Genomic DNA, 26,724 nt, shown 5'->3' on the forward strand with positions numbered 1-26,724 from the left:
TACTTTATGTTTTGCTAACAAATATGCCTATTTTGTGAACAGGCAACCAGTACCAGTAACAGACTATTAATCAAAGTTACCTTTTGGTAACAATTAACCAAGGTGATATTTTTATGGCGACAGTAAATAGACAATTTACCCATGTAATGGTTGAGCAGCCTGGCGAACCCAGTGTGATGACCATGACCCAATCAACGCTTGCCATGCCAACAAAAGGCCAGGTGACGATTAAGGTGCATGCTGCTGGAGTCAATGGCCCTGACATTAAACAGCGCGTTGGTGCTTATCCACCGCCAGCAGATGCCAGCCCGATTATAGGGTTAGAAGTCGCCGGTGAAATTGTTGCCGTGGCAGACGATGTTACTCAGTGGCAAGTGGGCGACAAAGTGTGTGCGTTAGTGCCAGGTGGCGGCTATGCCGAGTTAGTGAATACATACGCAGCACATTGTTTACCTATTCCGACGGGTTACAGTTATGTGCAGGCAGCCGCATTACCAGAAACCTTTTTTACTGTGTGGGGTAACTTGTTTATTCGCGGCGGACTTAAAGCGGGTGAAACGGTATTGATCCACGGCGGTTCTGGCGGTATCGGTACTACTGCAATTCAAATGGCAAGTCGTTTAGGCGCAAAAGTCTTTGCAACTTCTGGCAGCGATGAAAAATGCCAATATTGTTTAGATCAAGGTGCCAGTGCTGCGATTAATTATAATGAACAACAATTTGTTGAGCCGATATTAGCGGCTACAGAGGGTGTTGGCGTTAATGTCATTATGGACATTGCCGGAGGTGACTTTATCAATGAAAACCTCAAAGCCATTGCGACAGACGGCCGTATGGTGTCAGTTGCCATGCAACGTGGCCCACAGGCAACTGTAGATATTTTTCGTATTATGGCTAAACGAGTGGTGTGGACTGGGTCGACATTACGCCCGCAAAGCGTAGAAAATAAAGCACAAATTGCCCAAGGCTTAGCTGAACATGTATGGCCGTTATTAAACGCCGGCAAAATGAACATTCCAATCGACAGTGTATTTCCGTTTTCGCAGGTAGTAAAAGCACATGAGTTAATGGAGTCGGGTAAGCATAAAGGTAAGATAGTATTAGATTTATTGGCGTAAATTTACGTATCTCAATTTGGCCAGGTCGTAATATCTTAGGGCAAGTGCTGAATTGAGATGAATAAAAGCGTGATAAAGATAATGCGATATTGACAAGGTTTTTTAGATAAAAAACTTGAAGGCTGTTTGATTTCAGCTATTGTCCTGTTATCAATGTTTATTAAGAGGGTCTAATGCAGCCCACAACGTCACATTGTAGTGAGTCAGTTGAGCAAAATTCAATTGGGGTTGTGAACTAACGGTAGCAATTCAATCGTATCGTTAGGTAGCTTAAAGACCATTTTTTTAGTAATGGTAATGGTCTTTATCTGGGCAAATTTTTCCAATATTGGCATTTTTATGCGGTTGCGCGAAAAATTCATCGTTTTAGGCATTGATTCTCAGAAATATTCTGTTTAAATACCCACGTAAATACAGAAGAGATAATCGTGGTGCAGAATGAGGGTGTTTTAACTCATTACCTTGCATCATTTTGAGTATATGTGTTGATTTAAGGGCGTTAGCATATATGTATAACACAGCAAAAAAACAACTTTGGTTTGGTGAATTAAGAACATCGAAAGGTAATACTGTCGTGGTTCATGATAATCAACTACCACAAGCGTCACCTGGGCGCGTTTATATGTTTCATACTACGCGCAATACGATTGTTGAATTCGTAGAAGACATCGTTAAAGTTAACTTACACGACTTAGATGACGAACAAGCAAAAGCCGCTATGGCTGAGTTTGGGGATGCTTGGAAAGCTGCACGTGCTGAGTTTATGTTAAAGCACCAATCACGGATAGACTTGTCAAAAGTGCCAGATACGGCACCACCTCGCAAAGCAAAACCTGTGGTTGAGCCAGATGAAGTTGTAGATTCAGATGATGATATTCCAGATTTTGATGACTCTGATGACGACGATAGTGATGATTTTGATGACATGGGTGATAATGTAGACGATTAATCGCGTGGATAATATGCTGTTATTGATAGCAGCATATTGTGTAGTAGTGATTTATCAGCTTGCGATACCCATTGATGAAAACGGCATAAAGAATGTTAATTCTTTATGCCGTTTCTTTTTGGGCTAAGCCCCTAAACTTAAGCGCCTAGACTAAAGCGTTTACATTAAATCATTAAGACTTAGGCGTAGGTTATTCTTTATCAAAACTGTCGACAATGATCGCGCCCATTGACGCGGGCATCGCGATTAAAATAATCCGCTTTAACGCTAAGATAGGCTCTGTTAATAGCGGCAGTTTATTTAATGCTAACAACACAATCGCGACCACGATTAATGTCAATAAATAGGCTGCGACCACCCGTAAAAAGAAAGCCCGCCTGCGTGTAATGATATTGCCTTGAAACACACTCTGATAAGCAAATAGAGTGATAAACGCCAACGACAAAAACACCACAAGCACTAAGTTTAACGTTGGTAAACTCGCCGATAGTCGCCACGCTTCTTCCGAAAACGCAATGGGCACAGACAGGGCAAAAGCCCCGACTGCAATTTGGCCAATATCTTCGGTGTTAAAGGTGGGCTTTGCCGGCGGATTACTTGGCATCGAACTGATAACGAGTAATGTGATGATAGACGCTCTCTGGCGTAATCCACACATTGCTAGCACCCGGTAAATGTGGTTGATTAGGCGAGTCTGGCAGCATTTGTGGTTCAATACATACTGCTTGATGATCGGCTAATACCCGCTGCTTTTTCGCAACAGTGCCTTGTAAAAAGTTAGCGCCGTACACTTGTACCCCAGGTTGGTTAGTGTAAACCGTCATGCTCCGGCCGCTGTTTGGGCTGGCTAAACAGCCAAAGCGTTGCAGATCAGCACCTGGGTTATCGAGAACATAACAGTGATCAAACCCTTTTGTAGCGGCTAAAGCAGCACGCTGAGTTTGCACTGACATCGGCGTGGCGACAGTCATGTCTAAGTCACTGCCCTGAGTAGATTCTATTGCGGTCGGCACGCCAACATCATTCATGGTGAGGTAGGTTTTAGCATCAACTTGCAAAGTGTGCTCGGTATTAGTGTCACTGCGGTTGCCGTCTAAATTAAAGTAACTGTGTTGGGTTAAGCTAATTGGGCAAGCTTTGTCTGTGCTAGCAAGCATTTCTACATATAAGTTATTGCCTACTAAGCGGTAGTCTAGCTGTACAGTGCAATTGCCCGGGAACCCCATGTCGCCGTCTGGGCTTTTTAAGGTTAACCGCACTCCGTCACTTAAGGTGCCTAATTGCCACAATTTACGGTTAAAGCCTTCAGCGCCACCGTGTAAACAGTTGGTGGCTTGATTGACGCTCAACGAGTAGCGCTGGCCTTGATATTCCATTGCACCATTAGCAATGCGATTACTGTAACGCCCAGCAACAGCGCCTAAATGGACTTGTTGGGCTAAATAGTCTTCAGCGCTATCGCAGCCTAAAACAATATTTTTACGTTCGCCATTTCGATCGGGTGTCCATAATGATCGAATGATGCCGCCTAGACTTAATACTTCAAGTGCGATGATGCCATTATCAATTCTAACCCGTTCAATCTCTCCACCACGGGGATCTTGCCAAGGTTCAAGCACACTAAAACGTACCATTTACGCCTCTCTCTTTTGGTTAATTTAGCGGATGCGTCCTGCACCGCCACTGGCTGAACATAAGTGAATGGTTGCTTCAATTCCTGTTTGAGTAAAGAATTGATTCTCAACTAAATTAATCACATCGTCGCTTAAGTCATGGTTCACTAATGCCAGTACACAGCCATCACTCATGCGCACACCGCCTTGTTCACCTATTAAGGTAGAAATCAGGGTAACTAAGGCGTCTATTTCGGGAGTGATAATCTCAAAGTCATCACGCATTGATGCTTGAGACTGCGCCATCAACTGGCTAAAGCGAGCAATATTGTTTTGTTGTAAAGCGCGAGCGGCATTACTGGTGCGTTGATTTTCAGTAATGATATGACGCGCTCGGCGGAATTGTTCCTCGCTGAGCAGATCTTTACTTTGGCTCAATAAACTTAATGAAGAGTCGCGTAACGAATCGAGCCCTAGCAATTGAGTAATGTGGCTACACTCTTTTTTACGTTGTTCAAATTGTTGGACAAATGCTTGTCGGCCTTGTTTAAGGTCGATAATAATCATACTGAGCTCTTCGGGTAATAACACCGGCTCGCTCTCAAGTTCTAAGCAATCAATTAATAGTGCGTGGTCGGGTTCGGCCAGGGCGCTGATCATTTGGTCCATCATGCCGCAGTCTAAACACATAAATTGGCTTTCGCCGCGCTGGGCTAATTGGGCAATGGCTAACGGCGATAAATGCAATTGACTGGCATAACTAATGGCTGTGCCAAAAGCAATCTCTAACGCCGCAGACGACGACAACCCAGCGCCAAGTGGTACATCGCCGACAATGGCTAGGTCTAGCCCTTTGGCTTGTAAGCCTGATTGATTCATGGCTGCCGTGACACTTTTTAAGTAATGTGTCCAATCATCCGCGGCAGCAACAGGGCCTTCTTCACCAAAATGCCATTGTTCAATTTGCCCAGGAAAGGCTGTGGTGACGGCGCGGAATAAATTGTCGTCGCGGTGTTTAACCGCAATTACAGTATGAAAGTTAATGGCCGCGGGCAGCGCAAGCCCTTCATTATAATCGGTATGCTCACCCATAATATTCACTCGCCCAGGCGCTTGATATAACTCGTCAGGCTTGGTGCCGAATGTTTGAACAAATAATTTAGTCGCGCGTTGAGCAGGGTTTGACATACTTCAAAAAATCCAACAAAAAGTGACAAGAACCCTTGAGTTATAGCATGACTTTACGGTGTCTGTAACTTAGATTTTCTTATCTGAAGCAAAAATGAAAATACTGTGTCGCAAACAAAAAACGCCTACAATAATTTGTAGGCGTTTATTATTCCGAGCTGAGGTTGATTAGTTTTATGATGGCGACTTAATCTGTTGCGCTTCAATCTCTGCATCATCTGTTGCGGCTGTATTTTCAGCCACATTTTCATCTACATTATCGACTGCATTTTCGCCCACATTAGCCGCGGCATATTCTGGCACAATTTCTGGCGGTGAATCCAATAGCTCATGGATCACATGGTCGACAAAACCGGCGCCCGCAGCCTCATATAAATTGTACACTGTGTGCACACCCAATTCTTTGAGCGCGTTGCCATCTTCAGCATATTGCACAATGGCACTAATCTTACCTTCGTAGTTCATTTTTTGTAGTTGTTCTACTGCAAATAAATTACCCACATGATGCGGCATTGCCAGTAGTACCAATTCTAAATGCGGCGCGCGTTCAAGCTTTTCCCAAAAGTCGGTGTCGCTGGCGTCGCCTTGCACGACGTTACGCCCTTCGTTGCGATGAAAATCCACCAATTCTTGCTTGTGCTCAATCCCTAAAATTTCACCGGTATATTTAGCGCGTAACTCATCGTATGCACCCGAACCAATTCGGCCCATACCCAAAATCAAAAAACGTGGGTTGCCAATGCGGATTTGTCGGTCTTCTGGGTGTAATGGGTGGCGTTCAAGCTTGCTAAGTCTGGCTTGATAACGTTGGTAAATGTTGCTGACGCTATTATTAAGTGGCGCAGCAAATAAAAAGCTAATACTCAATGCCACCGCAATAATGATCAGCCATTCTGGTGGTAACCAACCTTTATGTGCCGCCACTGCCGCGACAATTAAGCCAAACTCACTGTAGTTACCTAAGTTAAACGAGGCCAGCAACGAGGTGCGCGAACGTAACTTAAAGCGAGTGAGTAAGTATAAAAACATCACAATTTTAACGGGCACTAGCGCAACTAAAATAGCCGCTAAACCAATATCGGCTAAGGTTGGGAGGCCATTTAAACCAATGGTTAAGAAGAAGGCGACTAAGAATAGTTCTTTAAAGAAGTAAATCGACTTGGCTAACTCTGATGATTTAGCATGTCCAGCCAGTAAAATTCCGATAATAAGCGCGCCTAAATCGGGTTTTAAACCGACGGCTTCAAACAACCAAGCACCCACAACTAATGCCATGACTAAGCCAAAGAGCACCAGCATTTCACCGTGACCAACTCGGTCGAAAACTTTATAAATTAACGGGCGAGCAAGAGGCAATAACAATAAGCCAAAGGCCCAAACTGACGGGATATTACCTTTAGAAATGGTTAAAAATATCACCGCAAAGATATCTTGCATAATCAAGATACCAATTGCGACACGGCCATAAAGCGACTGCATATCACCGCTGTCTTCAAGCACTTTTACCGCAAATACGGTACTTGAAAAACTCAGTGCGAATGACACTAGCATCAGTTGATTTATCGAAAATCCGTCGAGTTGTTCTATGCCTAAAAAGCCCAATAGTTTGAGTATTGGCACAAAAAACAGGATAGAACCGATTAAATGCAGGCTTGAGCCCGCCCAGACTTCTGCTTTAAACAGGCTTTTGAGATCGAGCTTAAGACCAATCGAAAATAATAGTAAGGTGACACCCAAATCAGCGAGTTGCTGTAAAATAGGTAAGCTGCTGTCTTCTATGCCGAAAGTGAATAATACGAAGCCCGCGGCAAGATATCCAATGAGTGGCGGTAAACCGACTCGACTCACCAACATGCCGCACAATAAGGTGATAATAAGAATAGCGGGTTCCATAAAACTCCTTGGATGAAGAATACAAAACCACATTGTATAAGAAAAAGTGTAACTTTCGATGACTTTAATGTCGTAAATACAAAAAACAGCATCTTTAGTCATTAAAGATGCTGTTTTTAATTAGTTTTTAAATTCTATTTAGCTAATTTTAAAATTTATTTAGCTAATAACAGATCAAGATGAGCGGCAAAGTCTTTTGGGCCCATAAACCCGGTTACGCGTAAGTCTTCACGTTGCTCGCCGTCTTGGTTAAACATCAATAACGTGGGTAAGCCCAGCACGCCATAATGTTCCAGTAATTCAATATCAATGTCATCACTGGCGGTAACGTCGGCTTGCAGTAAAATCATTTGATCCAAACGTTTAGCCACTTCTTTGTCTTTAAAAGTAATGGCCTCAAACTCTTTACAGGCAACACACCAGTCTGCGTATAAATCTAACATCACGGTTTTACCGCTAATACTGGCTTTATCGAGCTCGAGGTTTAAATCAGCCAGCGACTTAATGCGAATAAAGTGATTGGCTTCGGTTTTACCTTTGCCCTCAATACCCGCTTGAGTAATGCTTGGTGTCTCGTGGCCAAAACCTGTCATCAGCGCCTGGAAACCATACGAGAAACTGGCTAACAATGTCAGCAACAGTAATACGCCACGGGTGGTTTGTTTCCAGTTAAATTCACTGAGTTTGTTTTGGTGCATTAAGTAGCCGGTTAGCGCCACGCCCCATATCGACCACAATAAGTCTGATACTAGGCCAGGCCAAATACGACCCACCATCACAATAGAGACCGAAATCAGTAAGAAACCGAATATGGTTTTAATGATGTCCATCCAGGCACCTGCACGCGGTAAGATTTTACCACCAGAAGTACCAATCACTAATAACGGCAAGCCCATGCCCATACTGAGAACGTACAATGCTAAAAAGCCTTGCAGCAAGTCGCCAGACTGCGCCACATAAATCAACACGCCAGACAATGGCGCGGTAGTACAAGGTGACGCGACAAGGCCTGAAATCACCCCCATCATGAACACGCCAATCAGGTTGCCCCCTTTTTGGTTGTTCGACATCGAATTCATTTTTTCTTGCCACTTGGATGGCAGTTTCAAATCGTACATGCCAAACATCGACAAGCTCAATAATACAAACATCACTGCCAAGAAAATCAAAATGGCAGGGTGCTGCAGCGCCGCTTGAAACTTAAGCCCAGCTGAGGCAACCACTAATCCTAATAAAGAATAGGTAATTGCCATGCCTTGCACATAGGCCATTGATAAGGTGAAGGCTTTAGCGGTAGACAGCTTTTTACCTTGGCCAACAATAATGCCCGACAAAATTGGGTACATAGGAAACACACAAGGTGTAAGCGCTAAACCGATACCTAAACCAAAGAAGATCACTAAGGTCCATAGCAGGCTGTCGTTTTGCAGCATCTGGTTAAGCGTGTCTTGTTGAGTAATGGGTGCTTTTGTCGTTTCGGTGTCAGCAACTGATTGCGTTGCTTCTGGCGCACCAATGACTTTTTTGGTGGCGATGTTACCGTCGTTATCAGCAACAGCCGTTAATTTGACGTCGTTTTTGGTTGGCGGATAGCATAATGTGCCCTCAGCACAACCCATAAACGTCACCTGTAATAGCGCGTCAGCGTCAGCTTGCTTAAGCGCAACTGGGATCTCTACAAACGAGTAATAGACTTCCTGGTCGCCAAAATATTCATCGTGATGGTTTTTACCGCGAGGTAATTCAATATCTCCAATCACCGCGCCATTCGCAGAAAACTGCAACTTATCGCGATATAAGTAGTAACCGTCGGCAATCACAAAGCTGATTTTGAGTTGATTACCTTGTTGCTCATAATCAAACGCAAATGCCTCTTTCACTGGCATCAGCTTGGGTTCATTGCTTAAAAAGCTAAATGTGTTACTCGTGCTATTGGCACTGTGTACCGTTGGCGAGAGGATGATTGATGACATCAATAGCAATGATGTGAGGCAGAATACGACGATTTTTTTCATGATAATGAGTTGTCTTTTATCCATTGTAGATAAGGGCCAAAACCACCGATAATCGGAGTGGCAATGAATTCAGGTACTTCATAAGGGTGCATTTGGATCACAAGTTGCTCAATGGCATTATACTGTTCTGCCATGCATTTTATTTGCAATGGCACTTCTTGTGACTGGCAAATTTCATTGTTCCAACAGTAAACAGACTCTATGGCTTGGCCTATTTGCACACAAGCAGCCAATTGGTTTTCAACGAGTGCCGTGGCAATAGTTTTTGCTGTTTCGGCATCTGGACACGTGGTTAAAATCACGAGTTGCTTGGGTTTATACATATATAGTCTTAAAGTTTACTTAAGTTAAAGGCGTTATACTAAAAGCGTCATCACATTACGCTTATTTCGCGGAATTTTCACTAAACACAGATGATAATCGTGACCTGTCTTGAAAACAGACCCGATAACCCCCATTTAAGTTTCATCGGCATTATTTTTTAGGTCGCTAGCGTATAATTATACGTCGCTACTTTATTATTTACCCAGTCGCCAACTGTAACAAAAAGCGATGATTAGAGGCCAATATGTTTTTTATTTTATTGTTAGTATTTGTACTTATTCCGGTTGTAGAGCTCAATGTGTTGATTGAAGTGGCCAGCTCCATTGGCTCCTGGACCACGGTGGGCTTAGTGTTATTTACTGCCGTTGTCGGAGTGTCGCTTGTACGTAGCCAGGGGTTAAGCACCTTAATGAGCGTGCAGCAAAAGCTTGCGCGTGGCGAAGCGCCAGGGCAAGAAATTGTTGAAGGCATGATGTTAGCCGCAGCAGGCGTGTTATTACTTATCCCAGGTTTTGTGACTGACTTTATCGGCTTAATTTTATTAACCCCATTAACCCGAGCACCCATCGCGGCGTTTTTGTATAAACGTATGCAATTACGCGTGGTTGCTAATGGGGGTTTTAAAGGCGGATTCAGTGCAGGACAAAACCCATTTGGTCAACCGGGTCCATTTGGCGGACAAAACCCCGATGACCAAAACGGCAATACGTTTGATGGCGATTTTGAGCGTAAAGACGAGCAGCCTCGCAGCCATCATATAGAGCAAAAACAATCTGACGACGACATTATTGATGTTGAGCCAATAGATCCAAAAGACGACAAAAAGTAACTCAATGAGTCTATACCCAACCAACGAAAACAGCCGACTACCTATGATTTAGTCGGCTGTTTTTGTTTGTCGCTGCTTATCTTGTTTGGCACCTAACCAAAATGCGCTGGCAATACTGAGCACCCAGTTAGCAATAAACAACCAGGTGATGGCAGACAAGTCAGCCGATTGTGTGTCGATTGCCGCTTTAGACACCTCGGCGTAAATGGCACTTAAATCGTTGCCAATATTGCCGGCCAAAATCTGATCGGCAATCACTTGCGCCCGGCCAATAATGTGCTTCATTAACACCATCACGCACAGCAAACTGACGCTAATAAACCCCCAGCCCAACCATTTTTTACCTAACCAAACCTGACCACTGCCAGGGCATATAATGGCCGACAATAATGCGGCATAGAGGGATTTTTTCATGATAATACGGCTGAATGTTAAGGAGAATAATGAATGATATTAACTCACTGACGCCCGCTAAAGGCAAGCGTTGGGCATAAGGTTAATGTCGAATTAATCTGAGGGATTAGTATTAGTGCGCAACAGTTCTTTATTACGCTCAGATTTACTGTCGTGGTCGTTATCATAACGCTGACCATTATTGGCCCCATTGGTTTTATCGCCGCACGGTACACTGTGCTTAATGTGCTCGGGTTCGCTAATTTGAGTGGCCAGATAATAACAAGCAATGCCCATTAAGGTGTTAGTAATAGGTAATGCCAGTAATATACCTTTAACACCACCAATATAAGCGCCTAGCGCCGCTAATGGCAGCATGATTAACATTAATCGACATAGGTTAATCACCAGTGAACTCAGTGGTCTATGATAAGCATTTAAACTGGTCGCAAAAATAATCACAATGCCTAACGGGCCATAGGCTGCGGGCAACACCATGACATAAAAACTCAACCAATCGATCACTAACGGGTCGCTACTAAACAGTTGGGCAATGGCTGTGGCGTTAAAATACAGCGGAATAAATAACAGGGTTTGAAACACAAACACAAATTGTAGCGACATCAATAAGGCTTTTTTGGCACGCTCTGGTTGATCGGCTCCTAAATTTTGCGCGATAAACGGCATTAAGCTTGATGATAAAGCCATCACCACAATTAATAACACCGACTCCAGACGAATACCTGCTCCAAATGCAGCGACACCAGCATGATCAATGCGCGCTAGCATGGCCATAATGATACCGTTGGCAATAGGGTTAATCACATTCATTAACGCGGCAGGGCGAGCAATGTGTGCAAGGGCTTTCCAGTGCAAAATAAAGCGGCCAATATCAAAACTGACAAACTCAACCAGTTTACGTTTGAACACAATCAAATAACCGGCTAACGACATTGCCACAACCCATGACAGCGTGGTTGCAATGGCGGCACCTTGTATTTCTAAGCGCGGAAATGGTCCAATACCAAAAATAAGCAGAGGGTCAAGAATTAAATTCACTACTGCAGCCAACATCATAATTTTTGCCGGGGAGCGAGTGTCGCCCGTGGCACGCAATCCTTGATTACCCACCATCAACAACACCAGTGCTGGCGCGCCTAAATACCAGTACCACATATAGTCATTAATTAACGGTAAGCTGGCTTCGTTGGCACCTAGCAGGCTAAAGATGGGTTCAATAAACACACAGCCGAGTATCGATAAACCCCAAATAATCAATAAAGTCATGCACAAGGCGTCAAACAAAAACACCTTAGATTCTGGCGCATGGCCAGAGCCAATTAAACGCCCAAGGTTAGTCGACACTCCAGCGCCAATACCAATGCCAATGCTTGAAATCACTAAGGTAACCGGAAAGGTAAAGCTCACCGCCGCTAATGCTTCGGTCCCCAACTGGCTGATAAAAAAGATGTCTACAAGACTGCCTCCCAGAATGGTCATAATTCCAATCAGGTTAGGCAAGCTCATATTAAATAGTACACGGCCAATAGGTGCGCTGAGCAACCCGTGTCTGTCTTTCATCTATTCTCTATCGTTTGGGATTTTAAAGGTGTCGAATTCTATCAGGATTAATCGGGCTTTAATAAAACAGACTTAAAAAAAGTGTAGTTTTTTTTAAAATTCCCCTTGGATCTGTGATCAATCACCCCCATATCACATGCATCAAGGGGAAAACCCTTTTTTGTTAGTTAATAGCCTCGTTTTTTGGGCATCACATCATTAGGAGAGTTCATAGATGAATATTCGTCCATTACATGACCGCGTTATCGTTAAACGTTTAGAAGTTGAATCAAAATCTGCAGGCGGCATCGTGCTTACAGGCAGCGCAGCAGAAAAATCAACTCGCGGTAAAATCCTTGCTGTAGGCAATGGTCGCATTTCAGAAAACGGCACAGTTACTCCACTTGACGTTAAAGTGGGCGACGTTGTGATCTTCAATGAAGGTTACGGCGTTAAGAAAGAAAAAATTGACGGTGAAGAAGTCTTGATCCTGTCAGAAGCTGACCTGATGGCAGTAGTAGGCTAAGCCTCACGCATCAATCGACTTTCCAATTAATCATTAAATTTAAAGGAACATCAAAAAATGGCAGCAAAAGAAGTCTTATTTGGTAACGACGCACGCGTAAAAATGCTTGCAGGCGTTAACATCCTAGCCAACGCAGTTAAAGTAACCTTAGGCCCTAAAGGTCGTAACGTTGTTTTAGATAAAAGCTTTGGCTCGCCAATGATCACCAAAGATGGTGTGTCAGTGGCAAAAGAAATCGAATTAACAGACAAGTTCGAAAACATGGGCGCACAAATGGTGAAAGAAGTTGCTTCTAAAGCCAATGATGCAGCCGGTGACGGTACCACTACTGCAACAGTATTAGCACAAGCTATTGTTGTTGAAGGCCTAAAAGCAGTTGCTGCGGGTATGAACCCAATGGATCTTAAGCGCGGTATCGACAAAGCGGTTATCGCAGCTGTTGCTGAACTTAAGCTACTTTCTCAAGAATGTTCAGACACTAAAGCCATTGCTCAAGTGGGTACTATTTCTGCTAACTCTGACGAATCAATCGGCGACATCATTGCTACCGCAATGGAAAAAGTCGGTAAAGAAGGCGTTATCACCGTTGAAGAAGGCCAAGCGCTTGAAAACGAATTAGACGTTGTTGAAGGTATGCAGTTTGACCGTGGTTACTTATCACCATACTTCATCAACAAGCCAGAAACTGGCAGCGTTGAACTAGACAGCCCATTCATTTTGTTAGTCGACAAAAAAGTGTCTAACATTCGTGAATTATTGCCAATCCTTGAAGGTCTAGCGAAAACCGGTAAGCCATTGCTTATGGTTGCAGAAGACGTTGAAGGCGAAGCATTAGCAACGCTAGTTGTAAACAACATGCGCGGCATCGTTAAAGTGGCTGCTGTTAAAGCACCTGGTTTTGGCGACCGTCGTAAAGCAATGTTACAAGACGTGGCAATTCTAACTGGCGGTACTGTTATCGCTGAAGAAATCGGCCTAGAACTTGAAAAAGCCACACTAGAAGATTTAGGTACAGCTAAGCGCGTTATCATTACTAAAGATAACACCACCATCATTGATGGTAACGGCGACCAAGTGCAAATTGCAGCACGCGTTTCTCAAATTAAACAACAAGTTGAAGAGTCAACATCTGACTACGACAAAGAAAAACTTCAAGAGCGTATGGCTAAGTTAGCTGGCGGTGTTGCAGTAATCAAAGTTGGCGCAGCAACTGAAGTTGAAATGAAAGAGAAAAAAGCCCGCGTAGAAGATGCATTACATGCAACTCGCGCAGCGGTAGAAGAAGGCGTAGTAGCAGGCGGCGGTGTAGCCCTTGTTCGCGTAGCAAGCAAAATTAAAGATGTTGAAGTATTGAACGAAGACCAAAAGCACGGTGTGGTAATCGCACTACGTGCTATGGAAGCACCTTTACGTCAAATCGCAACTAACGCAGGTCAAGAAGCATCAGTTGTGGCTAACACTGTTAAAAACGGCGAAGGTAACTTCGGTTACAACGCTGGCAACGACACTTACGGCGACATGTTAGAAATGGGTATCCTAGACCCAACTAAAGTGACGCGTAGTGCATTACAGTTCGCAGCATCGATTGCTGGCTTGATGATTACCACTGAAGCGATGATAGCTGAAGTACCACAAGATTCTTCGCCAGATATGGGCGGAATGGGTGGTATGGGCGGCATGATGTAATCTAACTGGTTAAAATCAGTTATAGCGGCGTTACTTTGCCACTCACGTAGAAAAACACTACGCTTCGTGACAAAAAGCCTTGCTCTAAGCTGATTTTTCCTGCGCTAGATGAATTGTATGCTGGTCTAAAGTCTAAAGTCTAAAGTCTAAAGCTAAATTTCTTGTAAAAGAATTTAAAAAGCCCCGATACTTATAGTATCGGGGCTTTTTGTTATTAGTGATGTTGATAGATCTTTGGAATAGTTCAGTCTTTTGAGCAAAAGGAATTGGCATGGCAGATTTAACAGTATTACAGATTATTGATAATGCGGTGAAAATAGGTTTAGGTGGCATTATCGCAGTTATTGGGACAGTAACTGTTACCAATAGGAAGAACAAGCATGAAGAGAGCGTTGAGCGGAATAAGCGTATTGATGAAATTCTTGAATCAGTTGCATTAAATATCGTCGAGGTTACTCATTCATGACTGGTTTATTGGGCTTACTTAGTTGAGCATACAAGACATAAAACAAATACAACAAAGATGTCGGAAGAAAGACAAGCTATGTTTAATACATCAAAGCTTGAACTTTTTGCTGTATTTAAAGAGCTAACCGTTGCTGAATCAAAACTGGCTCTGTTTGGCTTTGTTGAATCTTCAGAGTTGGTAAGAACTTATGGGGAGGAACTGAAAGACTTTAGACGTTTATTTTTTGAAGGTAAAGAGGGGATGACTGAAGAACTTTTGAAATCGAAAAGAACTGAACTTCTAGCTACTCGAGATAGGCTTATGCAGTTGCTGGCAAAAAGCCGTTTGCCTCGATAAATTCACCAACCTGATCAATCGATTTAGTGTGGGCTGTTTAGAAACAGAGTAAAATAATGATTATGAATAGGCAGGTTTTTAGTGATGTTTTCTAATTTTTTAAAAGTGTTTTTTATCCTGTTACTTTCATTTCCAAACGCTCACGCAAACATGTTTTCTATCGAGCCTTTATCTGATCATCAATACACGTTAAAAACCCCTAACTCTTTAAATTATAATGTTATTGTTGAGATGCAAGGAGCAAATGAACTTAGCTTAAAAGGTGAGTTTTTAGTTAGTTGCCTTGATAAAAAATATATTATTCCAGTGATTCAAAGGTATGTTGATAATGCAGAGTCGAATTCAGAACATATCGAATATTTTGTATTTGAAAAAATCACTTCTGGATTTAATGCCTTAAAATCAATTAGTTCATTTTATGTTGTTGACAGAGAAAGTGGTGAGGTATTTTCTAAACATATTTTAACCGAGGAATTATCTAATAATACGACTGCACTATGTGAGTATATAAATACTGAATCCGAACTAGATTCTCCTATAGAAAAGGTTCAGAAATTAGATACTAATTAGTCGACACTGCGCAGAATGATAAGGCTGATCCTAAAGTGTGGTACTAATCGATAGAAAAAGAAAAGCCCTGATGCAGCGATGTATCAGGGCTTTTTGTTTGGGCTTTTTATTTGGATATGACTGGTTACTTACGGGTAATCTTATCCAGATATCCCATGGCGAAGGCCGATAATACGAAGGTGATATGGATGAGCAAATACCACATTATTTTGTCGTTCTCGATGTTTTCGGCATTCATAAAGACTTTGAGTAAATGAATTGATGAAATGGCGACAATCGATGCGGCCACTTTGTTTTTAAGTGAACCGGAATCCATCTTGCCTAGCCAGCTGAGTTTTTCACTGTTTTCGCCGACATCAAGTTGTGATACGAAGTTTTCATAACCTGAAAACATTACCATAATCAGCAGACCACCGACTAAGGTGATGTCGATGAGTGACAGGGTAACGAGCACGAGATCCACTTCTGCAATGGTGAAAATAATCGGAATGATGTGAAAGATCTCTTGAAAGAACTTTATGCCTAAGGCGAGTAAGACTAAGCTTAATCCCAAATAAATCGGCGCCATGATCCAGCGGGATGCATACATCAATTTTTCAAATATTTGTTCCATAAAAATAGTAACCCTTCAAATAAATACGCTAAAAATCAATCGAGCCATTTGCTGTAAAACAATGGGATAGTGAACTGTAACTGCGCTGACATATTATGGCAAGTCTGGTGATGCTTTATCTAAGATTTAGTGGTAGTCAATAAACCTATTACTGACTCTAAAATATTGAAAACAGCATTGGGTAGCAGCTTAAATTTTTCATGAAAATAGCGCTAACAGCTTGTTAATACCTCAGTAAGTCAATAGGGTAACAGGCTAGACTTTTTGTGGCGTATCTTATTTATCCAGAGTTAAGGTTAATTAGTAGGATAAAAGGAATTGTTAGGGCAGACTAAAAGATAACCTGCTGACGTGTATATTTATTTAGTCTATTTTAATCTAGTGCTCAGGTTGACCCATTAAACTAAAATCATTAGGGCCTGTTGATCTTTCAAGGTTGTTTTTGCAGCGAATTGTTGGCCATTACTCACATATACAACTGCGCGGCAGAGACTTAGAGGTGTAGTTATTCTACATAAAAAGTCGATAACGCAGTAAAAATGGCCAACAAACGCTGCCCGAAGGGTTCGGCTAAAAACGTTTTACTCTTTGTTGAATGAATTTTGCTTAGATGACTAGGCATCAATCCATTCGCCTCGATTAAAACGTTTTTAACTCGAACAAAATTTAACCTGCAAAGATCAACAGGCCCTAGTTATATTTCATCAGCAATAAGAGGGATCTATCATTATGGATAAAGCGAATTCAAACACCAAGCGAAAAATGCCCTGGATTGCAATTGGTATCATTGCGTTAATCGTGCTGCTGTTTAGCCTACTCGTTACGCAAATGCCTAAGGGATTTACCTCAGATCTTGAACAGATAGGCACGGGTAAACCTGCAATTGTGTTTGTTTACGATCCTAACCTTGTGTCGAGTATCACCCAAACTGAGCAAATGAATGAAGCCCGTGATCATCTTGGTGATAATGTGTTCTTTTTACTTGCCAGAACGGCAACGCCAGAGGGGGAAGCATTTATTGCTAAGCATAATGCTGGATTGACTGAAGTCTTTCTGTTTGACTCTCAAGGTGTACTCATTAAAAGAAAGCCTGCGGTGTTAGATGCTAATGAACTGATGCGTTTGGTACGGTAGGTGTTTTTGGGGGGAGGTATAAACATCGTAAAATAACTTAACCTTGCTTAAACATAAAAAGCCTGCTGATTGTCAGCAGGCTTTTTATTTACACGGTTTACAAGAGTAATTACTGCTTCAACTCAAGTTGATAAAAGCTCGCCTGGGCGTAGTCGCCTGCTTCCATGCCGCGCCATTGGCAATCTGAACTGCTTTTATTGGTGTTGCATTGGTTATAAACGCCCGCTTTGTAATACATCCAATCATTTTTATAACCTAGGTCGACCTTATTGCCCTGGTAATTCCCCTGAGCCAGGTTAACTTCGAAGGTCTTTACGATAGGTTTGTCGCTGCCTGGATTTTTGGTAAATGTCAGCTTCATAGTATCGCCTTCAACATTCACTTCGTACGCGAATATCTCACCTAATTTAATGCCATCTTTTGGATCGCTAGCACCCTGGCGCAGGTTGTATTTGCCAAACACATTATGACGAATATCTTGGCGAAGTTTTTTACCATTACTGTCGACAGCATCTTGTAGCTTTGGCTCTGGGTTAAGCTCGTAACTCCAGGCTAAAGAGCCATAATCATGCTCTGGCAATTGACGGTAAACAATTTTAAGCGGTTCGTTATCTGAGCCATGAATTTGACCAATAACCACAGCATATGCACCATTCTTTTTGTCATTACCGCTACTGCTGACTTTATCGACTGATAGCGTTGCTTTTAGTTGCCCGCCAATCGCGCCGTATTCGCTGGCATTAGGGTGTGATGCCACGACAAAATTGTTTTTAGGCTCATTGTATTTATCGGCCAACATGGCGCGAAGTTCGCTGCGAGTGTTTTTACTATTGGGGGTGGTTGGTGCTTCATTTGGCGCAACAAACACTAATGCGCCGGTGTTTTTATCAGTATAAAACCACTGCGGATGAGAATAAGGCGTTTGGGTGTCGCTAAGCTGTTGCTTGTCTATTTCTAACGCCTTGGCTGATTTTTCAGTAGAGAGTTCCGGTAAGGTTATTTTCCATTTAGATAGATCGAAGTTTTGTGCCGGAGCATGGGTGGGGTCAAGATTAAATTGTTTGGCTGTATCAAGTTCAATTGAAGCGACTGCAGAACCGGCAAGTAAACTGGCGGTTAACAAACTCAGTTGGATCTTTCTCATTGGATTGTTCCTCAAAACCATGACTAAAACAGAACACCAGAATACAACAATCATATTGTATTACAAATGGTGGTTTGTATTCGTTGCGCTAACTGTGAGTTAGCTCATCGTTAAGCAGGTAATCAACGGAGTAAATCGGCCGTAATAAGGGTTTGTAGCCAGCATCGTTCAAATTTACTGGAGCGAAAGTTTAGCGCGTCAATATTGTTGATGGATTGGCTGGTTTTAATGATTTCTCAATCAGGCTAATTGATATATGATGCGCCACCTTAAATTTAGCCTGTCTTCGATTCTATTTTATGTCTACCAATGCCCTTTATACCGATTTGTCCGGTTATTACGATTTAATGTGTTGTGATATTAACTACCAACAGCAAAGCAATAGCGTAGCTCGTTTGCATCAGATTTTGGGCAATAATGGTAAACAACATTTAGATTTAGCTTGTGGCACTGGGCCGCATGTTAGGCACTTTATCGACTTAGGCTTTCAAAGCAGCGGGCTTGATATTAATCAGCCTATGCTCGACATTGCTATGCGTCGTTGCCCTGAAGCACTGTTTAGTTTGCAAAACATGACTGAGTTTTATGTTGAAGAGAAGCTCGATTTAATTACCTGCTTTTTGTATTCCATTCATTATTCACAAGGTACCGAGGCGCTTAAAGCCTGTATTGCCAGTGTGCATAAGGCGTTAAATTCTGGCGGTTTATTTTGTTTTAATTCTGTCGATAAGCACAAGATTAATAATAATGCCTTAGTGCGTCACAGTGCTGATTTTGAAGACAGCCGATTTATTTTTGAGTCGGGTTGGCATTACAGCGGTGCAGGTGAGATGCAGACTCTTAATTTGAGTATTGCCAAAACTCAGTTTGACGCCACACAGATGTGGCAAGACTCTCATTCCATGGTCGCCACAAGCTTTACTGAGTTGGAATCGTTGTTAAGCCCCTATTTTGATGTGCAAATATTTGAACACGATTACGATAGAATCATCCCGTGGGATTTAGCCTCAGGCAATGCCTTGTTTGTGTGTACTAAACGGGATATTTAAAAGTTAAGGCTTGAGTGGGCGTTTGGGCTGTTGTGCAAAAGATCTGTTCGCTAATGAATTTTTAGCTATTATTCTGCACACATTAATGGGTAGGATTTTGAGCCTGTAAATAATGTTGCTAAATAGATTGTCTACTTAACTAGGGCTCTAACCAGGGCTCAGGTTTCTTACTTAAATCAAGCCAGCCATTATGGTGACTAATGGCTGGTGTTTACACTTCGGTTACTGATTAGTATCAGTAAATTCCGCTTCAGCTTTTTCTAGTTCTTGCTGTGTTTTAAGCTCAAATTGTTGTAGCTTTTTCAATTTTGCTTCTTCTGCAAGCGTGGCTTGTCGTTCTTTAAAGCTGTGTTTTTCTGTCTTGGTCAGAAATTTAAACGCTTTCTCGTTGGCCAGTGCATAGCCGACCACATCTTCGCCTTTTACTCTGCGTTCATCAACACGTTGTGAAAAACGTTGGTTATCGCGCGCTTTGCGCTCTTCTGCATTTAGCTTACTCATGATATATCCTCATTTGTTATTACTGTTTGGGGCGATGGTTCAGTCAAACAAATGAGTTAGGTTGCACATTCATAAAGCTGAGCGCGCATTTTAGCATAAGTTGGTTTGTTAACTAATCTGAATGCAGGGATAAGCGATCAAACTATTTCATATCTGCCATTTAATCATTAAAGCGCTTCAATGCTGCAGCAATATCATGACAAGCCTGTTTGGCGCGTTTGCTGAGTGTGGTGATGGAGATAAACCCGTGCATGCAATCGTCATAGTGCTCGTGGTGGATGTTAACGCCGGCACCTTTTAATCGATTACCATAGGCAATACCGTCATCCCTTAATGGATCAAACCCAAGTGTTAATAAGTAAGTGCTAGGCGAATCGCTTATATCGACGGCCTGAAGTGGGCTGACTAAGGGCAGGGTGACTTCGTCGAGTGAATTGACATAGTGGCCTCTAAAAAAATCCATTAAATCGCGTGTTACCAATAACTGCTTATTGAAACAACGGTAAGACTCGCTGAGCCCTTGTAAATCGACCATGGGGTAAATTAAAAATTGAAAGTTAGGTTTTGCTTTGACTTGTACTGGCAGCGTTGTGTGTAATGACGGTAAACCAATAATGCAGGCTAAATAAGCGCCTGCGCTGTCGCCGCCAACACCGATATGTTCTGGATTGATATTAAGCTGTTGATGGTTGTCGTTAATGTAGTTCCAGGCTTCGATGCTGTCACAAATGGCGCTAGGGAATTTATGCTCAGGGGCTAAACGATACCCCACTGAGATGATATTCATGTTGCCGTGCTTAGCCAAAAACCGGCAAAAACGGTCATGAGTGTTAATACTGCCAATCACGCCACCACCACCGTGAAAATACACTAAGGACTTTTTAGGGATGTTACTGCTGGGGTGGTAAATCCGCAGGTTAATGGTATTTGTGTCGCCAAGATCTGTGCTGATTGGAATCGTTAAATCTGTCACCTTATCCATGGCAATTTTATTCAGCCCAACCAGCTTATCCATTGCAGCATAGATAACCCTAAACAGTGCTACGGGGAGTTTATATAAAGGCAGTAGTGACAACATTTTAGCGGCGCTTAACTGTGACGATTCGAGTTTAGCAGTGTGTAATATTGTGTTGTCAGATGATGGTTGAGGCTTATTATTGTTGTCCATTTTTATGGCCTTTTTAATGTTTATTGTAGTTCTTGAAAGGGGTTATCGACTTAACCATTTCATCACTAAACGATTAATAAACGCCGGTGATACGTTACTTAATCTGTGTAATACCCCATAAAACACGCTGACTGTTCGGTGAGTTTTTGGACGTCTAACTTGTTTGTCGATGACAGCAACCACATCTTGAACGGTGATATTCACCCCAAGGCGATGCAGCACTTTAGCGCTGTTTTGTTGTGATTTAAGCATGTTAGTTGCCACAAAGGGCGGCATGACGTCGCAAACCTTAATGCCATATTTTGCCCACTCTAGTTCTAACGCTTCGGTCAGGGCTTTTACTGCAAACTTACTGGCGGAATAACTTGCCAATTCTGGTACGCCGTAATCACTGCTGGCCGATGACATATTAATCACAGTGCTATTGCCATGGTTTTTTAAATAGGGCCAGGCCGCATGGCATAAGTTCATCAGCCCGTTAACATTAATATTAAGGGTGCGCTGATGTTGCTCAATCGAGACGGCTTCAAACGGGCCAATTTCTAGGATGCCGGCGTTATTGAGCAATATCGCCAAACAATCATTATGTTCAGCACAAAATTTAGCCATAGCATGTTGTACTTGTGAAACATCACCAACATCCAGTTGAAACAAGCGTATTCGCGTTCTATCCCATATTTCGGTGGCTTGTGTTAGTTGCACCATATTGATGTCGGCCATGGCGACCCAGTAGCCTTTTTTATAAAAGTGCTGAGCGGTGGCGAGACCAATACCTGAAGCCGCGCCGCTAATAAATATGGTGTTTTTATTCATTACGAAATCCATTTAATGATTCTGTTAACCGTTAATTAAAACGTGGTGGTATGGATATGTTCCATTTGCGGCTCTTTCATTTCATCAACCCACCGCTGCCAGGTGTATGGCCATAAAATAGGGTCGCCATCGGCGTCTAAATACCAACTTTGGCAGCCACCCATCCAGCTGGTGCCTTTTAAACCCTCTTTGACATAAGCCGTAAAGTCATCAATGGCTTGTGGTTTGGCTTCAAACTCATCAAATTCATGCGCACGCCATTTATCAATTAATTTGATCACGTAATCTGTTTGTACTTCGCTCATGGCGATAACCGAAAAATTACCAATGGGAGTATTGGGGCCAAGCATTAAAAAGAAGTTTGGATAGTCGCTAAGCAGCATTGAACGGTAGGCTTTGATTTTATGTGCCCAGGCTTTATCAATGTGTACATTATTGCGGCCAATGAGGTTCATTGGGCGCATAAAATTAAATGCATTAAATCCGGTCGATAACACTAATACATCCAGTTCGTGGTGCTTGCCATCTTTGGTGATAATGCCGGTTTCAGTAATGCGCTCAATGCCTTCGGTGATCAGCTGTGCGTTGGGTTTTTGAATGCCTTTATAAAATGTGCTGTTGATAATGACTCGCTTGCAACCGACTTGATAATTAGGCCGAAGCTTTTCACGTAATACTTTGTCTTTAATACTTAATCGTAAGTTTGCTTTACACAAAAAACTCAACAAATGTTTTTGGATAAACTGGCCGGTCACGGCTTTGGTAAAAAAATGCTCTAAAAAGAATTTACCGGTATTGCGATGGATTTTGGTAATAACTGGAAAACGGGTCATGAGTTTTCGCATGGTGTGTGAAAACGTAAAATCCGGCAGGTGCATTAACCATTGCGGCGTACGCTGAAATACCGACACGGCCGCGCCAGTTTTAATCAATTCAGGTATCGCTTGCGCCGCCGTTGACCCCGTACCGATTATTCCAACACGAGTATTGGCTGATATCTCGACACTATGATCCCATTGTGCGGTATGAAACTTAGCGCCTTTAAACTCGTCTAGCCCAGCAATATTTGGGAATTGGGGATGATGTAAAATGCCGGTGGCACACACCATAAAATCGGCAATGTAGGTTTGCCCTTTGTTTGTTTTTACGGTCCATTTTCCATCGGTATATTTGGCGTCGGTTACCGCTTCATTAAAACGTATATCACGCGCGACATCGTATTTATCGACCACGTGCTCAAAGTATTGTTTTATCTCTGGTCCGCGGGCAAAAAAACGACTCCAGTTTGGGTTAGGCTCAAACGAATAGGTATACATGTGCGCAGGTACGTCGCAAGCTGCGCCTGGGTAGGTGTTTTCTCGCCAGGTACCACCAACAGACTCTTTTTTCTCCAGGACAACAATGTCGGTAATGCCTGCCTCGCGCAGTTTAATGGTCATTAAAATGCCTGTCATACCGGCGCCAATAATCACCACTGAAGGGTTGCGTTTTGTTTGAGTCATAGGGCCTCAATTATTCTCATTATTGTGAGTCTTATTATTCTGCATGCGCATGCAAATATTGTTAATAAATTGTGTCGATTACCCAGCATAGGAAATTACGCTTAATTGATCTACGCTTAAAATGGACGTATATTTGTGATTTTAAGACATCATGGTCGTCACTTATGGCATTTCGCAGCATTACCAGTGTGCAAATTATTGTGGCCTACGGCATTGAGCAGGGTGTTGAAGAGGGCGTTTTACTTAATGGCTCAGGGCTGACAAGCGAGCAATTACACGATCACGACCAACTGGTTGAAGATACACAAGAATTACAGGTATTAAATAATCTAGTACAGCACACATCGTCGCCGTTTACTGCTGGCGTAGCTTTAGGCAGTCGATACCATTTAACCAGTTATGGCATCATGGGTTACGCTCTTTTAGCCAGCAGTACCGCCAGAAAAGCGATTGAACTGGGCTTACGTTATTTAGATTTAACCTATGTGTTTTCGCAAATTACCTTAAACCAGATTAATGATGATATTGCGCTGACATTTTTATGTGATGTGCCGGGCGAGTTAGGCGAACTGGTGTTGGTAAGAGATATGGTTGGCGCGGCGATGATCCAGCGCGAAGTCTTTGAACATAAAGATTTACCGATAACACTGCAGTTTACTGCAGTCCCACCGGCGCACTTATCAATAGCGGATATTGAGCAAACCCTCGGGGTTAATATTCGATTTAATGCTGATTACAATGGCTTTGCTCATTTAGCGCCTCTGCTCGATTTACCATTAACCAAAGCCAATGAAGCCACGGCCAGACTGTGCGAAGCGCAATGCAGCCAATTATTACAGCAAAAACAAAACTGGAAACCCGTCGCCAAATTGGTAAAAGACACCCTAGTGCATTTAGGTTTAACAGCATCAATGGAAGACATTTCCGCCCATTTAGCCCGTACTACTCGCACTTTACATCGGCAACTTAAGCAGGAACAAACCAGTTGGCGCAAGGTGCGAGACGATGTGCGCGTCGGCATTGCAGAGGCTTTACTATTAACGCCAATGCACCTGGATGAAATCGCTGAGAGGCTTGGTTACAGCAATGGGGCCAATTTTAGCCACAGCTTTAAACGCTGCAAACAGATGACCCCAAGCCAGTATCGCAAGCAAACAAAGAAGCTGCGTTAAGTGTTAATTACAGAACTGCATTTCGCATGGCACACCATCGTTATTTCCATCCATTTTTGTGCCAGGGCAGTTATTGATATAAAACGTCGCTTCGGCACATGAGCGCATATGGCTACAATGGGTCTTACCTGTTTCACACCTAAACTGTGGTTGCTGGTTAATAGCGCTTGGATTTGGCACTGAAGGTTGCCATTGCATTTGGTCAATATCAGCATTGGTTAACACCGGGACAGCCGTCATTTTCTCATATTGCTTATAGCCGAAAATCCCGACCCCAAGAAACAGAATAATCATAAACATACGGCCGAGTATTGGGCTGCTGTTACGATGATTGTGATGTTTTTGGCTGGGTCGATTTGTGTTTCGTGCGGTGCTATTGGTTGATGAGTGCAGGGTGTTCGCAACAACGGCAACGCCTTCGATGCTGGCTTTTATGGCTCTGATTTTTCCGTCTGGCTGATTTTCACGATGAAATACAATTTCATCACCAACCACGGGCTTTCTGGCCATGTGCTTTAACGCTGAGATATGAATAAAGATATCTTGATCATTACCCGTTTCAGGTTTGATAAACCCAAAGCCTTTTTCATCGTTCCAGCGAACTAACGTGCCTCTTTCCATGGCGATACTTTCCTAATCGAGATGACGTAAATAAAAAATTATACTTTAAATCAGTAATATAATCGTAAACGATAAAAGATGTAAGTTAATTATGTGGGTATGCTACTGTCGATAGACTTAGACAAAAAACGTTACTGATTACCGAAAATTCAATATTAATATTGTCTTCATAATATCAAGAGCAGTTTAATTTGAGTCATAATAAGTAATGTGTTGAAGATCACACTTCTAAACTGAATTTGGGTACTACAATCTTTTTATTGCTTGTAAGCGTATATCAATAATCGTTATTGCTATCAAAGGACTTAACCATGCGTTTTTTAATTACAATTACTGCCATATTGCTTCTCAGTGCCTGCAGCACCAGCTATCCAAACCAGGCGATTACAGGTCAATTTTTCCCTTCTGTATCAGGGGAAACCCTTGAGCAGCAGGTGATGACACTGCCGGACGATTTACAAGGAACAACATCATTACTGTTAATTGGCTATAAACAAGATTCGCAATTTGATATTGATCGTTGGTTAATTGGGCTCGACATGACCCAAACTCAGGTGCCGGTTTACGAAGTGCCGACTATTCAGGGATTATTTCCGAGGATGTTTAGCACTTTGATAAACAACGGTATGCGCTCGGGTATTCCTAAACCGCTATGGAAAGGCGTGGTCACTGTTTATCAAGATGGTGAGCAAGTACAAGCTTTTACCGGTAACGATAAGCCAAATAATGCTCGGGTTGTGCTGTTAAACCCTCAGGGTAAAGTGATTTACTTTTATGATCAGGGTTTCTCGGTTGATGCGCTTAATGCATTGCGGGCATTACTGTAAAAGCTCGCGATACTCGTCGGAGTAATGTGTTGCATGAGCATGAAAATAGGTTCATCTTGTTGCAATCAAGCTCGTTATTACTGATTCGCCATTACTAACTACTAAATACTAAAGACTAACTACTTACACGCTGCCGTTTTTGCAGCTTCATTGAGGGATTTTTCATGCTTTACGATCTGACTGTAGTGCAATTCAGCAAGATGCTGAATAATTTAAACCATATTCTTGATAAAGCAGAAGCCTTTGCTGCACTGAAAAAAGTCGACATGGCTGTGCTGTTAAATTCTCGCCTAGCGCCTGATCAGTTTAACCTTATTCGCCAAGTGCAGATTGCTTGCGACACGGCAAAAGTGGGTGTAGCTCGTTTAACTGGAAACATGGACACAGTGCCAAAGCACGATGACAGTGAAACCACATTAGCAGAATTGCGTCAGCGTATAGCATCAGTGCTAAAGTATCTTGAAGGTTTTAGTGAGGCTGATTTTGGCCATGCTGACAAGGTGCATGTGTCGCAGCCGCGTTGGGAAGGTAAGTATCTAACAGGATATGAATTTGCCATTGAGCATGCGGTTCCAAATATCTATTTTCATATCACTACGGCTTACGCAATTTTGCGTCATAACGGCGTTGAAGTCGGTAAAAAAGATTATTTAGGTGCTATGCCTTATAAAGTGCCAGTGCTTTAAGTTAATACGGGTTAACAAAAAAGGA

General features: G+C 42.6%; 28 protein-coding genes. 13 read left to right on the forward strand and 15 right to left on the reverse strand.

Features of this window, described 5'->3' with window-relative positions:
* The first annotated feature begins 113 nt into the window (after nucleotides 1–113).
* Both ACROAE_RS09160 and ACROAE_RS09165 read left to right on the forward strand, forming a co-directional pair.
* The gene (locus ACROAE_RS09160) at nucleotides 114–1,118 is read left to right on the forward strand and encodes an NAD(P)H-quinone oxidoreductase (protein WP_432400973.1); all 1,005 of its coding nucleotides are present in this window, start codon (nucleotides 114–116) and stop codon (nucleotides 1,116–1,118) included.
* Between the two features lie 508 nt (nucleotides 1,119–1,626).
* Nucleotides 1,627–2,067 (forward strand): hypothetical protein, encoded by a 441-nt coding sequence (locus ACROAE_RS09165; RefSeq protein WP_432400975.1) that lies wholly within the window; start codon nucleotides 1,627–1,629, stop codon nucleotides 2,065–2,067.
* A gap of 190 nt (nucleotides 2,068–2,257) precedes the next feature.
* On the opposite strand, the gene ACROAE_RS09170 is transcribed toward ACROAE_RS09165, so the two are convergent.
* The 6 genes from ACROAE_RS09170 to cutA form a co-directional block, all read right to left on the reverse strand.
* Complete coding sequence (locus tag ACROAE_RS09170) at nucleotides 2,258–2,671, reverse strand: DUF2391 family protein (RefSeq protein WP_432400977.1); 414 nt, start codon at nucleotides 2,669–2,671, stop codon at nucleotides 2,258–2,260.
* Nucleotides 2,661–3,701, reverse strand: coding sequence for an aldose epimerase family protein (locus ACROAE_RS09175; protein ID WP_432400979.1), 1,041 nt, complete (start codon nucleotides 3,699–3,701; stop codon nucleotides 2,661–2,663). The genes ACROAE_RS09170 and ACROAE_RS09175 overlap by 11 nt, the downstream gene beginning before the upstream one ends.
* Before the next feature lie 24 nt (nucleotides 3,702–3,725).
* Nucleotides 3,726–4,868: a galactokinase gene (gene galK / locus ACROAE_RS09180; protein ID WP_432400981.1), complete on the reverse strand. Its 1,143-nt coding sequence runs from the start codon at nucleotides 4,866–4,868 to the stop codon at nucleotides 3,726–3,728.
* Nucleotides 4,869–5,042: 174 nt separating this feature from the next.
* Nucleotides 5,043–6,761: a cation:proton antiporter gene (locus tag ACROAE_RS09185; protein ID WP_432400983.1), complete on the reverse strand. Its 1,719-nt coding sequence runs from the start codon at nucleotides 6,759–6,761 to the stop codon at nucleotides 5,043–5,045.
* 155 nt (nucleotides 6,762–6,916) lie between these two features.
* Nucleotides 6,917–8,776 carry a protein-disulfide reductase DsbD gene (locus tag ACROAE_RS09190; RefSeq protein ID WP_432400985.1) on the reverse strand — a complete coding sequence of 620 codons (1,860 nt, stop codon included), beginning with the start codon at nucleotides 8,774–8,776 and terminating at the stop codon, nucleotides 6,917–6,919.
* Nucleotides 8,773–9,099 carry a divalent-cation tolerance protein CutA gene (gene cutA / locus ACROAE_RS09195; RefSeq protein ID WP_432400987.1) on the reverse strand — a complete coding sequence of 109 codons (327 nt, stop codon included), beginning with the start codon at nucleotides 9,097–9,099 and terminating at the stop codon, nucleotides 8,773–8,775. The genes ACROAE_RS09190 and cutA overlap by 4 nt, the downstream gene beginning before the upstream one ends.
* Nucleotides 9,100–9,344: 245 nt before the next feature.
* Here cutA and ACROAE_RS09200 point away from each other — a divergent pair, with 245 nt between their 5' ends.
* Nucleotides 9,345–9,929: an FxsA family protein gene (locus tag ACROAE_RS09200; RefSeq protein ID WP_432400989.1), complete on the forward strand. Its 585-nt coding sequence runs from the start codon at nucleotides 9,345–9,347 to the stop codon at nucleotides 9,927–9,929.
* A 48-nt stretch (nucleotides 9,930–9,977) separates the two neighbouring features.
* On the opposite strand, the gene ACROAE_RS09205 is transcribed toward ACROAE_RS09200, so the two are convergent.
* Together ACROAE_RS09205 and ACROAE_RS09210 are read right to left on the reverse strand one after the other, a co-directional pair.
* Entirely contained in the window at nucleotides 9,978–10,343 is a 366-nt protein-coding gene (locus ACROAE_RS09205) for a hypothetical protein (protein ID WP_432400991.1), read from the reverse strand.
* Between the two features lie 93 nt (nucleotides 10,344–10,436).
* The gene (locus ACROAE_RS09210) at nucleotides 10,437–11,903 is read right to left on the reverse strand and encodes an MATE family efflux transporter (RefSeq protein WP_432400993.1); all 1,467 of its coding nucleotides are present in this window, start codon (nucleotides 11,901–11,903) and stop codon (nucleotides 10,437–10,439) included.
* A 214-nt stretch (nucleotides 11,904–12,117) separates the two neighbouring features.
* Here ACROAE_RS09210 and ACROAE_RS09215 point away from each other — a divergent pair, with 214 nt between their 5' ends.
* The 5 genes from ACROAE_RS09215 to ACROAE_RS09235 all read left to right on the forward strand — a co-directional run bounded on the left by ACROAE_RS09215 (nucleotide 12,118) and on the right by ACROAE_RS09235 (nucleotide 15,469).
* Nucleotides 12,118–12,408: a co-chaperone GroES gene (locus ACROAE_RS09215; protein ID WP_011639076.1), complete on the forward strand. Its 291-nt coding sequence runs from the start codon at nucleotides 12,118–12,120 to the stop codon at nucleotides 12,406–12,408.
* A gap of 57 nt (nucleotides 12,409–12,465) precedes the next feature.
* Nucleotides 12,466–14,094, forward strand: coding sequence for a chaperonin GroEL (groL, locus tag ACROAE_RS09220; protein WP_432400995.1), 1,629 nt, complete (start codon nucleotides 12,466–12,468; stop codon nucleotides 14,092–14,094).
* Nucleotides 14,095–14,365: 271 nt separating this feature from the next.
* Complete coding sequence (locus tag ACROAE_RS09225; RefSeq protein ID WP_432400997.1) at nucleotides 14,366–14,560, forward strand: hypothetical protein; 195 nt, start codon at nucleotides 14,366–14,368, stop codon at nucleotides 14,558–14,560.
* Between the two features lie 78 nt (nucleotides 14,561–14,638).
* Nucleotides 14,639–14,899 carry a hypothetical protein gene (locus ACROAE_RS09230; RefSeq protein WP_432400999.1) on the forward strand — a complete coding sequence of 87 codons (261 nt, stop codon included), beginning with the start codon at nucleotides 14,639–14,641 and terminating at the stop codon, nucleotides 14,897–14,899.
* 84 nt (nucleotides 14,900–14,983) lie between these two features.
* Entirely contained in the window at nucleotides 14,984–15,469 is a 486-nt protein-coding gene (locus tag ACROAE_RS09235; protein WP_432401001.1) for a hypothetical protein, read from the forward strand.
* A 124-nt stretch (nucleotides 15,470–15,593) separates the two neighbouring features.
* On the opposite strand, the gene ACROAE_RS09240 is transcribed toward ACROAE_RS09235, so the two are convergent.
* On the reverse strand, nucleotides 15,594–16,082 hold the full coding sequence (locus tag ACROAE_RS09240; protein WP_188956336.1) for a TIGR00645 family protein: 489 nt from the start codon (nucleotides 16,080–16,082) through the stop codon (nucleotides 15,594–15,596).
* Nucleotides 16,083–16,811: 729 nt separating this feature from the next.
* Between ACROAE_RS09240 and ACROAE_RS09245 the strand changes: the two genes are divergently transcribed.
* Entirely contained in the window at nucleotides 16,812–17,216 is a 405-nt protein-coding gene (locus ACROAE_RS09245; RefSeq protein ID WP_432401003.1) for a hypothetical protein, read from the forward strand.
* A 109-nt stretch (nucleotides 17,217–17,325) separates the two neighbouring features.
* Here ACROAE_RS09245 and ACROAE_RS09250 read toward each other — a convergent pair whose 3' ends face one another.
* A complete protein-coding gene (locus ACROAE_RS09250; protein ID WP_432401005.1) occupies nucleotides 17,326–18,360 on the reverse strand; it encodes a polysaccharide lyase family 7 protein in 1,035 nt (344 codons plus the stop codon).
* A 299-nt stretch (nucleotides 18,361–18,659) separates the two neighbouring features.
* Here ACROAE_RS09250 and ACROAE_RS09255 point away from each other — a divergent pair, with 299 nt between their 5' ends.
* The gene (locus ACROAE_RS09255; RefSeq protein ID WP_432401007.1) at nucleotides 18,660–19,409 is read left to right on the forward strand and encodes a class I SAM-dependent DNA methyltransferase; all 750 of its coding nucleotides are present in this window, start codon (nucleotides 18,660–18,662) and stop codon (nucleotides 19,407–19,409) included.
* A gap of 222 nt (nucleotides 19,410–19,631) precedes the next feature.
* Here the strand turns inward: ACROAE_RS09255 and ACROAE_RS09260 are convergent, their stop codons facing one another.
* From ACROAE_RS09260 to ACROAE_RS09275, 4 genes are all read right to left on the reverse strand, one after another.
* On the reverse strand, nucleotides 19,632–19,910 hold the full coding sequence (locus ACROAE_RS09260; RefSeq protein ID WP_432401009.1) for a DNA polymerase III subunit epsilon: 279 nt from the start codon (nucleotides 19,908–19,910) through the stop codon (nucleotides 19,632–19,634).
* 160 nt (nucleotides 19,911–20,070) lie between these two features.
* The gene (locus tag ACROAE_RS09265) at nucleotides 20,071–21,078 is read right to left on the reverse strand and encodes an alpha/beta hydrolase (protein ID WP_432401011.1); all 1,008 of its coding nucleotides are present in this window, start codon (nucleotides 21,076–21,078) and stop codon (nucleotides 20,071–20,073) included.
* A 42-nt stretch (nucleotides 21,079–21,120) separates the two neighbouring features.
* Nucleotides 21,121–21,891, reverse strand: a complete 771-nt coding sequence (locus ACROAE_RS09270) for an SDR family oxidoreductase (protein ID WP_432401013.1) — start codon at nucleotides 21,889–21,891, stop codon at nucleotides 21,121–21,123.
* Between the two features lie 35 nt (nucleotides 21,892–21,926).
* Nucleotides 21,927–23,393 carry a flavin-containing monooxygenase gene (locus tag ACROAE_RS09275; protein WP_432401015.1) on the reverse strand — a complete coding sequence of 489 codons (1,467 nt, stop codon included), beginning with the start codon at nucleotides 23,391–23,393 and terminating at the stop codon, nucleotides 21,927–21,929.
* 164 nt (nucleotides 23,394–23,557) lie between these two features.
* Here ACROAE_RS09275 and ACROAE_RS09280 point away from each other — a divergent pair, with 164 nt between their 5' ends.
* Nucleotides 23,558–24,565: an AraC family transcriptional regulator ligand-binding domain-containing protein gene (locus tag ACROAE_RS09280; RefSeq protein ID WP_432401017.1), complete on the forward strand. Its 1,008-nt coding sequence runs from the start codon at nucleotides 23,558–23,560 to the stop codon at nucleotides 24,563–24,565.
* Between the two features lie 3 nt (nucleotides 24,566–24,568).
* Here ACROAE_RS09280 and ACROAE_RS09285 read toward each other — a convergent pair whose 3' ends face one another.
* On the reverse strand, nucleotides 24,569–25,186 hold the full coding sequence (locus ACROAE_RS09285) for an excalibur calcium-binding domain-containing protein (protein ID WP_432401019.1): 618 nt from the start codon (nucleotides 25,184–25,186) through the stop codon (nucleotides 24,569–24,571).
* A gap of 311 nt (nucleotides 25,187–25,497) precedes the next feature.
* Here ACROAE_RS09285 and ACROAE_RS09290 point away from each other — a divergent pair, with 311 nt between their 5' ends.
* Together ACROAE_RS09290 and ACROAE_RS09295 are read left to right on the forward strand one after the other, a co-directional pair.
* Nucleotides 25,498–26,013, forward strand: a complete 516-nt coding sequence (locus tag ACROAE_RS09290) for a hypothetical protein (RefSeq protein ID WP_432401021.1) — start codon at nucleotides 25,498–25,500, stop codon at nucleotides 26,011–26,013.
* A gap of 164 nt (nucleotides 26,014–26,177) precedes the next feature.
* On the forward strand, nucleotides 26,178–26,699 hold the full coding sequence (locus tag ACROAE_RS09295) for a DUF1993 domain-containing protein (RefSeq protein ID WP_432401023.1): 522 nt from the start codon (nucleotides 26,178–26,180) through the stop codon (nucleotides 26,697–26,699).
* Nucleotides 26,700–26,724 lie beyond the last annotated feature (25 nt).

Origin of the sequence: Shewanella sp. MF05960, assembly GCF_050849305.1 — a bacterium.
Classification (GTDB): Bacteria; Pseudomonadota; Gammaproteobacteria; order Enterobacterales; family Shewanellaceae; genus Shewanella.

What these genes read in the sequence shown, in the direction of transcription:
- ACROAE_RS09225 (WP_432400997.1), top strand. Translation starts at nt 14,366, where the DNA reads ATGGCAGATTTAACAGTATTACAGATTATTGATAATGCGGTGAAAATA.
- ACROAE_RS09185 (WP_432400983.1), bottom strand. Translation starts at nt 6,761, where the DNA reads ATGGAACCCGCTATTCTTATTATCACCTTATTGTGCGGCATGTTGGTG.
- ACROAE_RS09165 (WP_432400975.1), top strand. Translation starts at nt 1,627, where the DNA reads ATGTATAACACAGCAAAAAAACAACTTTGGTTTGGTGAATTAAGAACA.
- ACROAE_RS09205 (WP_432400991.1), bottom strand. Translation starts at nt 10,343, where the DNA reads ATGAAAAAATCCCTCTATGCCGCATTATTGTCGGCCATTATATGCCCT.
- ACROAE_RS09295 (WP_432401023.1), top strand. Translation starts at nt 26,178, where the DNA reads ATGCTTTACGATCTGACTGTAGTGCAATTCAGCAAGATGCTGAATAAT.
- ACROAE_RS09265 (WP_432401011.1), bottom strand. Translation starts at nt 21,078, where the DNA reads ATGGACAACAATAATAAGCCTCAACCATCATCTGACAACACAATATTA.
- ACROAE_RS09190 (WP_432400985.1), bottom strand. Translation starts at nt 8,776, where the DNA reads ATGAAAAAAATCGTCGTATTCTGCCTCACATCATTGCTATTGATGTCA.
- cutA (WP_432400987.1), bottom strand. Translation starts at nt 9,099, where the DNA reads ATGTATAAACCCAAGCAACTCGTGATTTTAACCACGTGTCCAGATGCC.
- ACROAE_RS09235 (WP_432401001.1), top strand. Translation starts at nt 14,984, where the DNA reads ATGTTTTCTAATTTTTTAAAAGTGTTTTTTATCCTGTTACTTTCATTT.
- ACROAE_RS09160 (WP_432400973.1), top strand. Translation starts at nt 114, where the DNA reads ATGGCGACAGTAAATAGACAATTTACCCATGTAATGGTTGAGCAGCCT.
- ACROAE_RS09200 (WP_432400989.1), top strand. Translation starts at nt 9,345, where the DNA reads ATGTTTTTTATTTTATTGTTAGTATTTGTACTTATTCCGGTTGTAGAG.
- ACROAE_RS09255 (WP_432401007.1), top strand. Translation starts at nt 18,660, where the DNA reads ATGTCTACCAATGCCCTTTATACCGATTTGTCCGGTTATTACGATTTA.
- galK (WP_432400981.1), bottom strand. Translation starts at nt 4,868, where the DNA reads ATGTCAAACCCTGCTCAACGCGCGACTAAATTATTTGTTCAAACATTC.
- ACROAE_RS09250 (WP_432401005.1), bottom strand. Translation starts at nt 18,360, where the DNA reads ATGAGAAAGATCCAACTGAGTTTGTTAACCGCCAGTTTACTTGCCGGT.
- ACROAE_RS09240 (WP_188956336.1), bottom strand. Translation starts at nt 16,082, where the DNA reads ATGGAACAAATATTTGAAAAATTGATGTATGCATCCCGCTGGATCATG.
- ACROAE_RS09260 (WP_432401009.1), bottom strand. Translation starts at nt 19,910, where the DNA reads ATGAGTAAGCTAAATGCAGAAGAGCGCAAAGCGCGCGATAACCAACGT.
- ACROAE_RS09280 (WP_432401017.1), top strand. Translation starts at nt 23,558, where the DNA reads ATGGCATTTCGCAGCATTACCAGTGTGCAAATTATTGTGGCCTACGGC.
- ACROAE_RS09285 (WP_432401019.1), bottom strand. Translation starts at nt 25,186, where the DNA reads ATGGAAAGAGGCACGTTAGTTCGCTGGAACGATGAAAAAGGCTTTGGG.
- ACROAE_RS09270 (WP_432401013.1), bottom strand. Translation starts at nt 21,891, where the DNA reads ATGAATAAAAACACCATATTTATTAGCGGCGCGGCTTCAGGTATTGGT.
- ACROAE_RS09275 (WP_432401015.1), bottom strand. Translation starts at nt 23,393, where the DNA reads ATGACTCAAACAAAACGCAACCCTTCAGTGGTGATTATTGGCGCCGGT.
- groL (WP_432400995.1), top strand. Translation starts at nt 12,466, where the DNA reads ATGGCAGCAAAAGAAGTCTTATTTGGTAACGACGCACGCGTAAAAATG.
- ACROAE_RS09245 (WP_432401003.1), top strand. Translation starts at nt 16,812, where the DNA reads ATGGATAAAGCGAATTCAAACACCAAGCGAAAAATGCCCTGGATTGCA.
- ACROAE_RS09210 (WP_432400993.1), bottom strand. Translation starts at nt 11,903, where the DNA reads ATGAAAGACAGACACGGGTTGCTCAGCGCACCTATTGGCCGTGTACTA.
- ACROAE_RS09215 (WP_011639076.1), top strand. Translation starts at nt 12,118, where the DNA reads ATGAATATTCGTCCATTACATGACCGCGTTATCGTTAAACGTTTAGAA.
- ACROAE_RS09230 (WP_432400999.1), top strand. Translation starts at nt 14,639, where the DNA reads ATGTTTAATACATCAAAGCTTGAACTTTTTGCTGTATTTAAAGAGCTA.
- ACROAE_RS09290 (WP_432401021.1), top strand. Translation starts at nt 25,498, where the DNA reads ATGCGTTTTTTAATTACAATTACTGCCATATTGCTTCTCAGTGCCTGC.
- ACROAE_RS09175 (WP_432400979.1), bottom strand. Translation starts at nt 3,701, where the DNA reads ATGGTACGTTTTAGTGTGCTTGAACCTTGGCAAGATCCCCGTGGTGGA.
- ACROAE_RS09170 (WP_432400977.1), bottom strand. Translation starts at nt 2,671, where the DNA reads ATGCCAAGTAATCCGCCGGCAAAGCCCACCTTTAACACCGAAGATATT.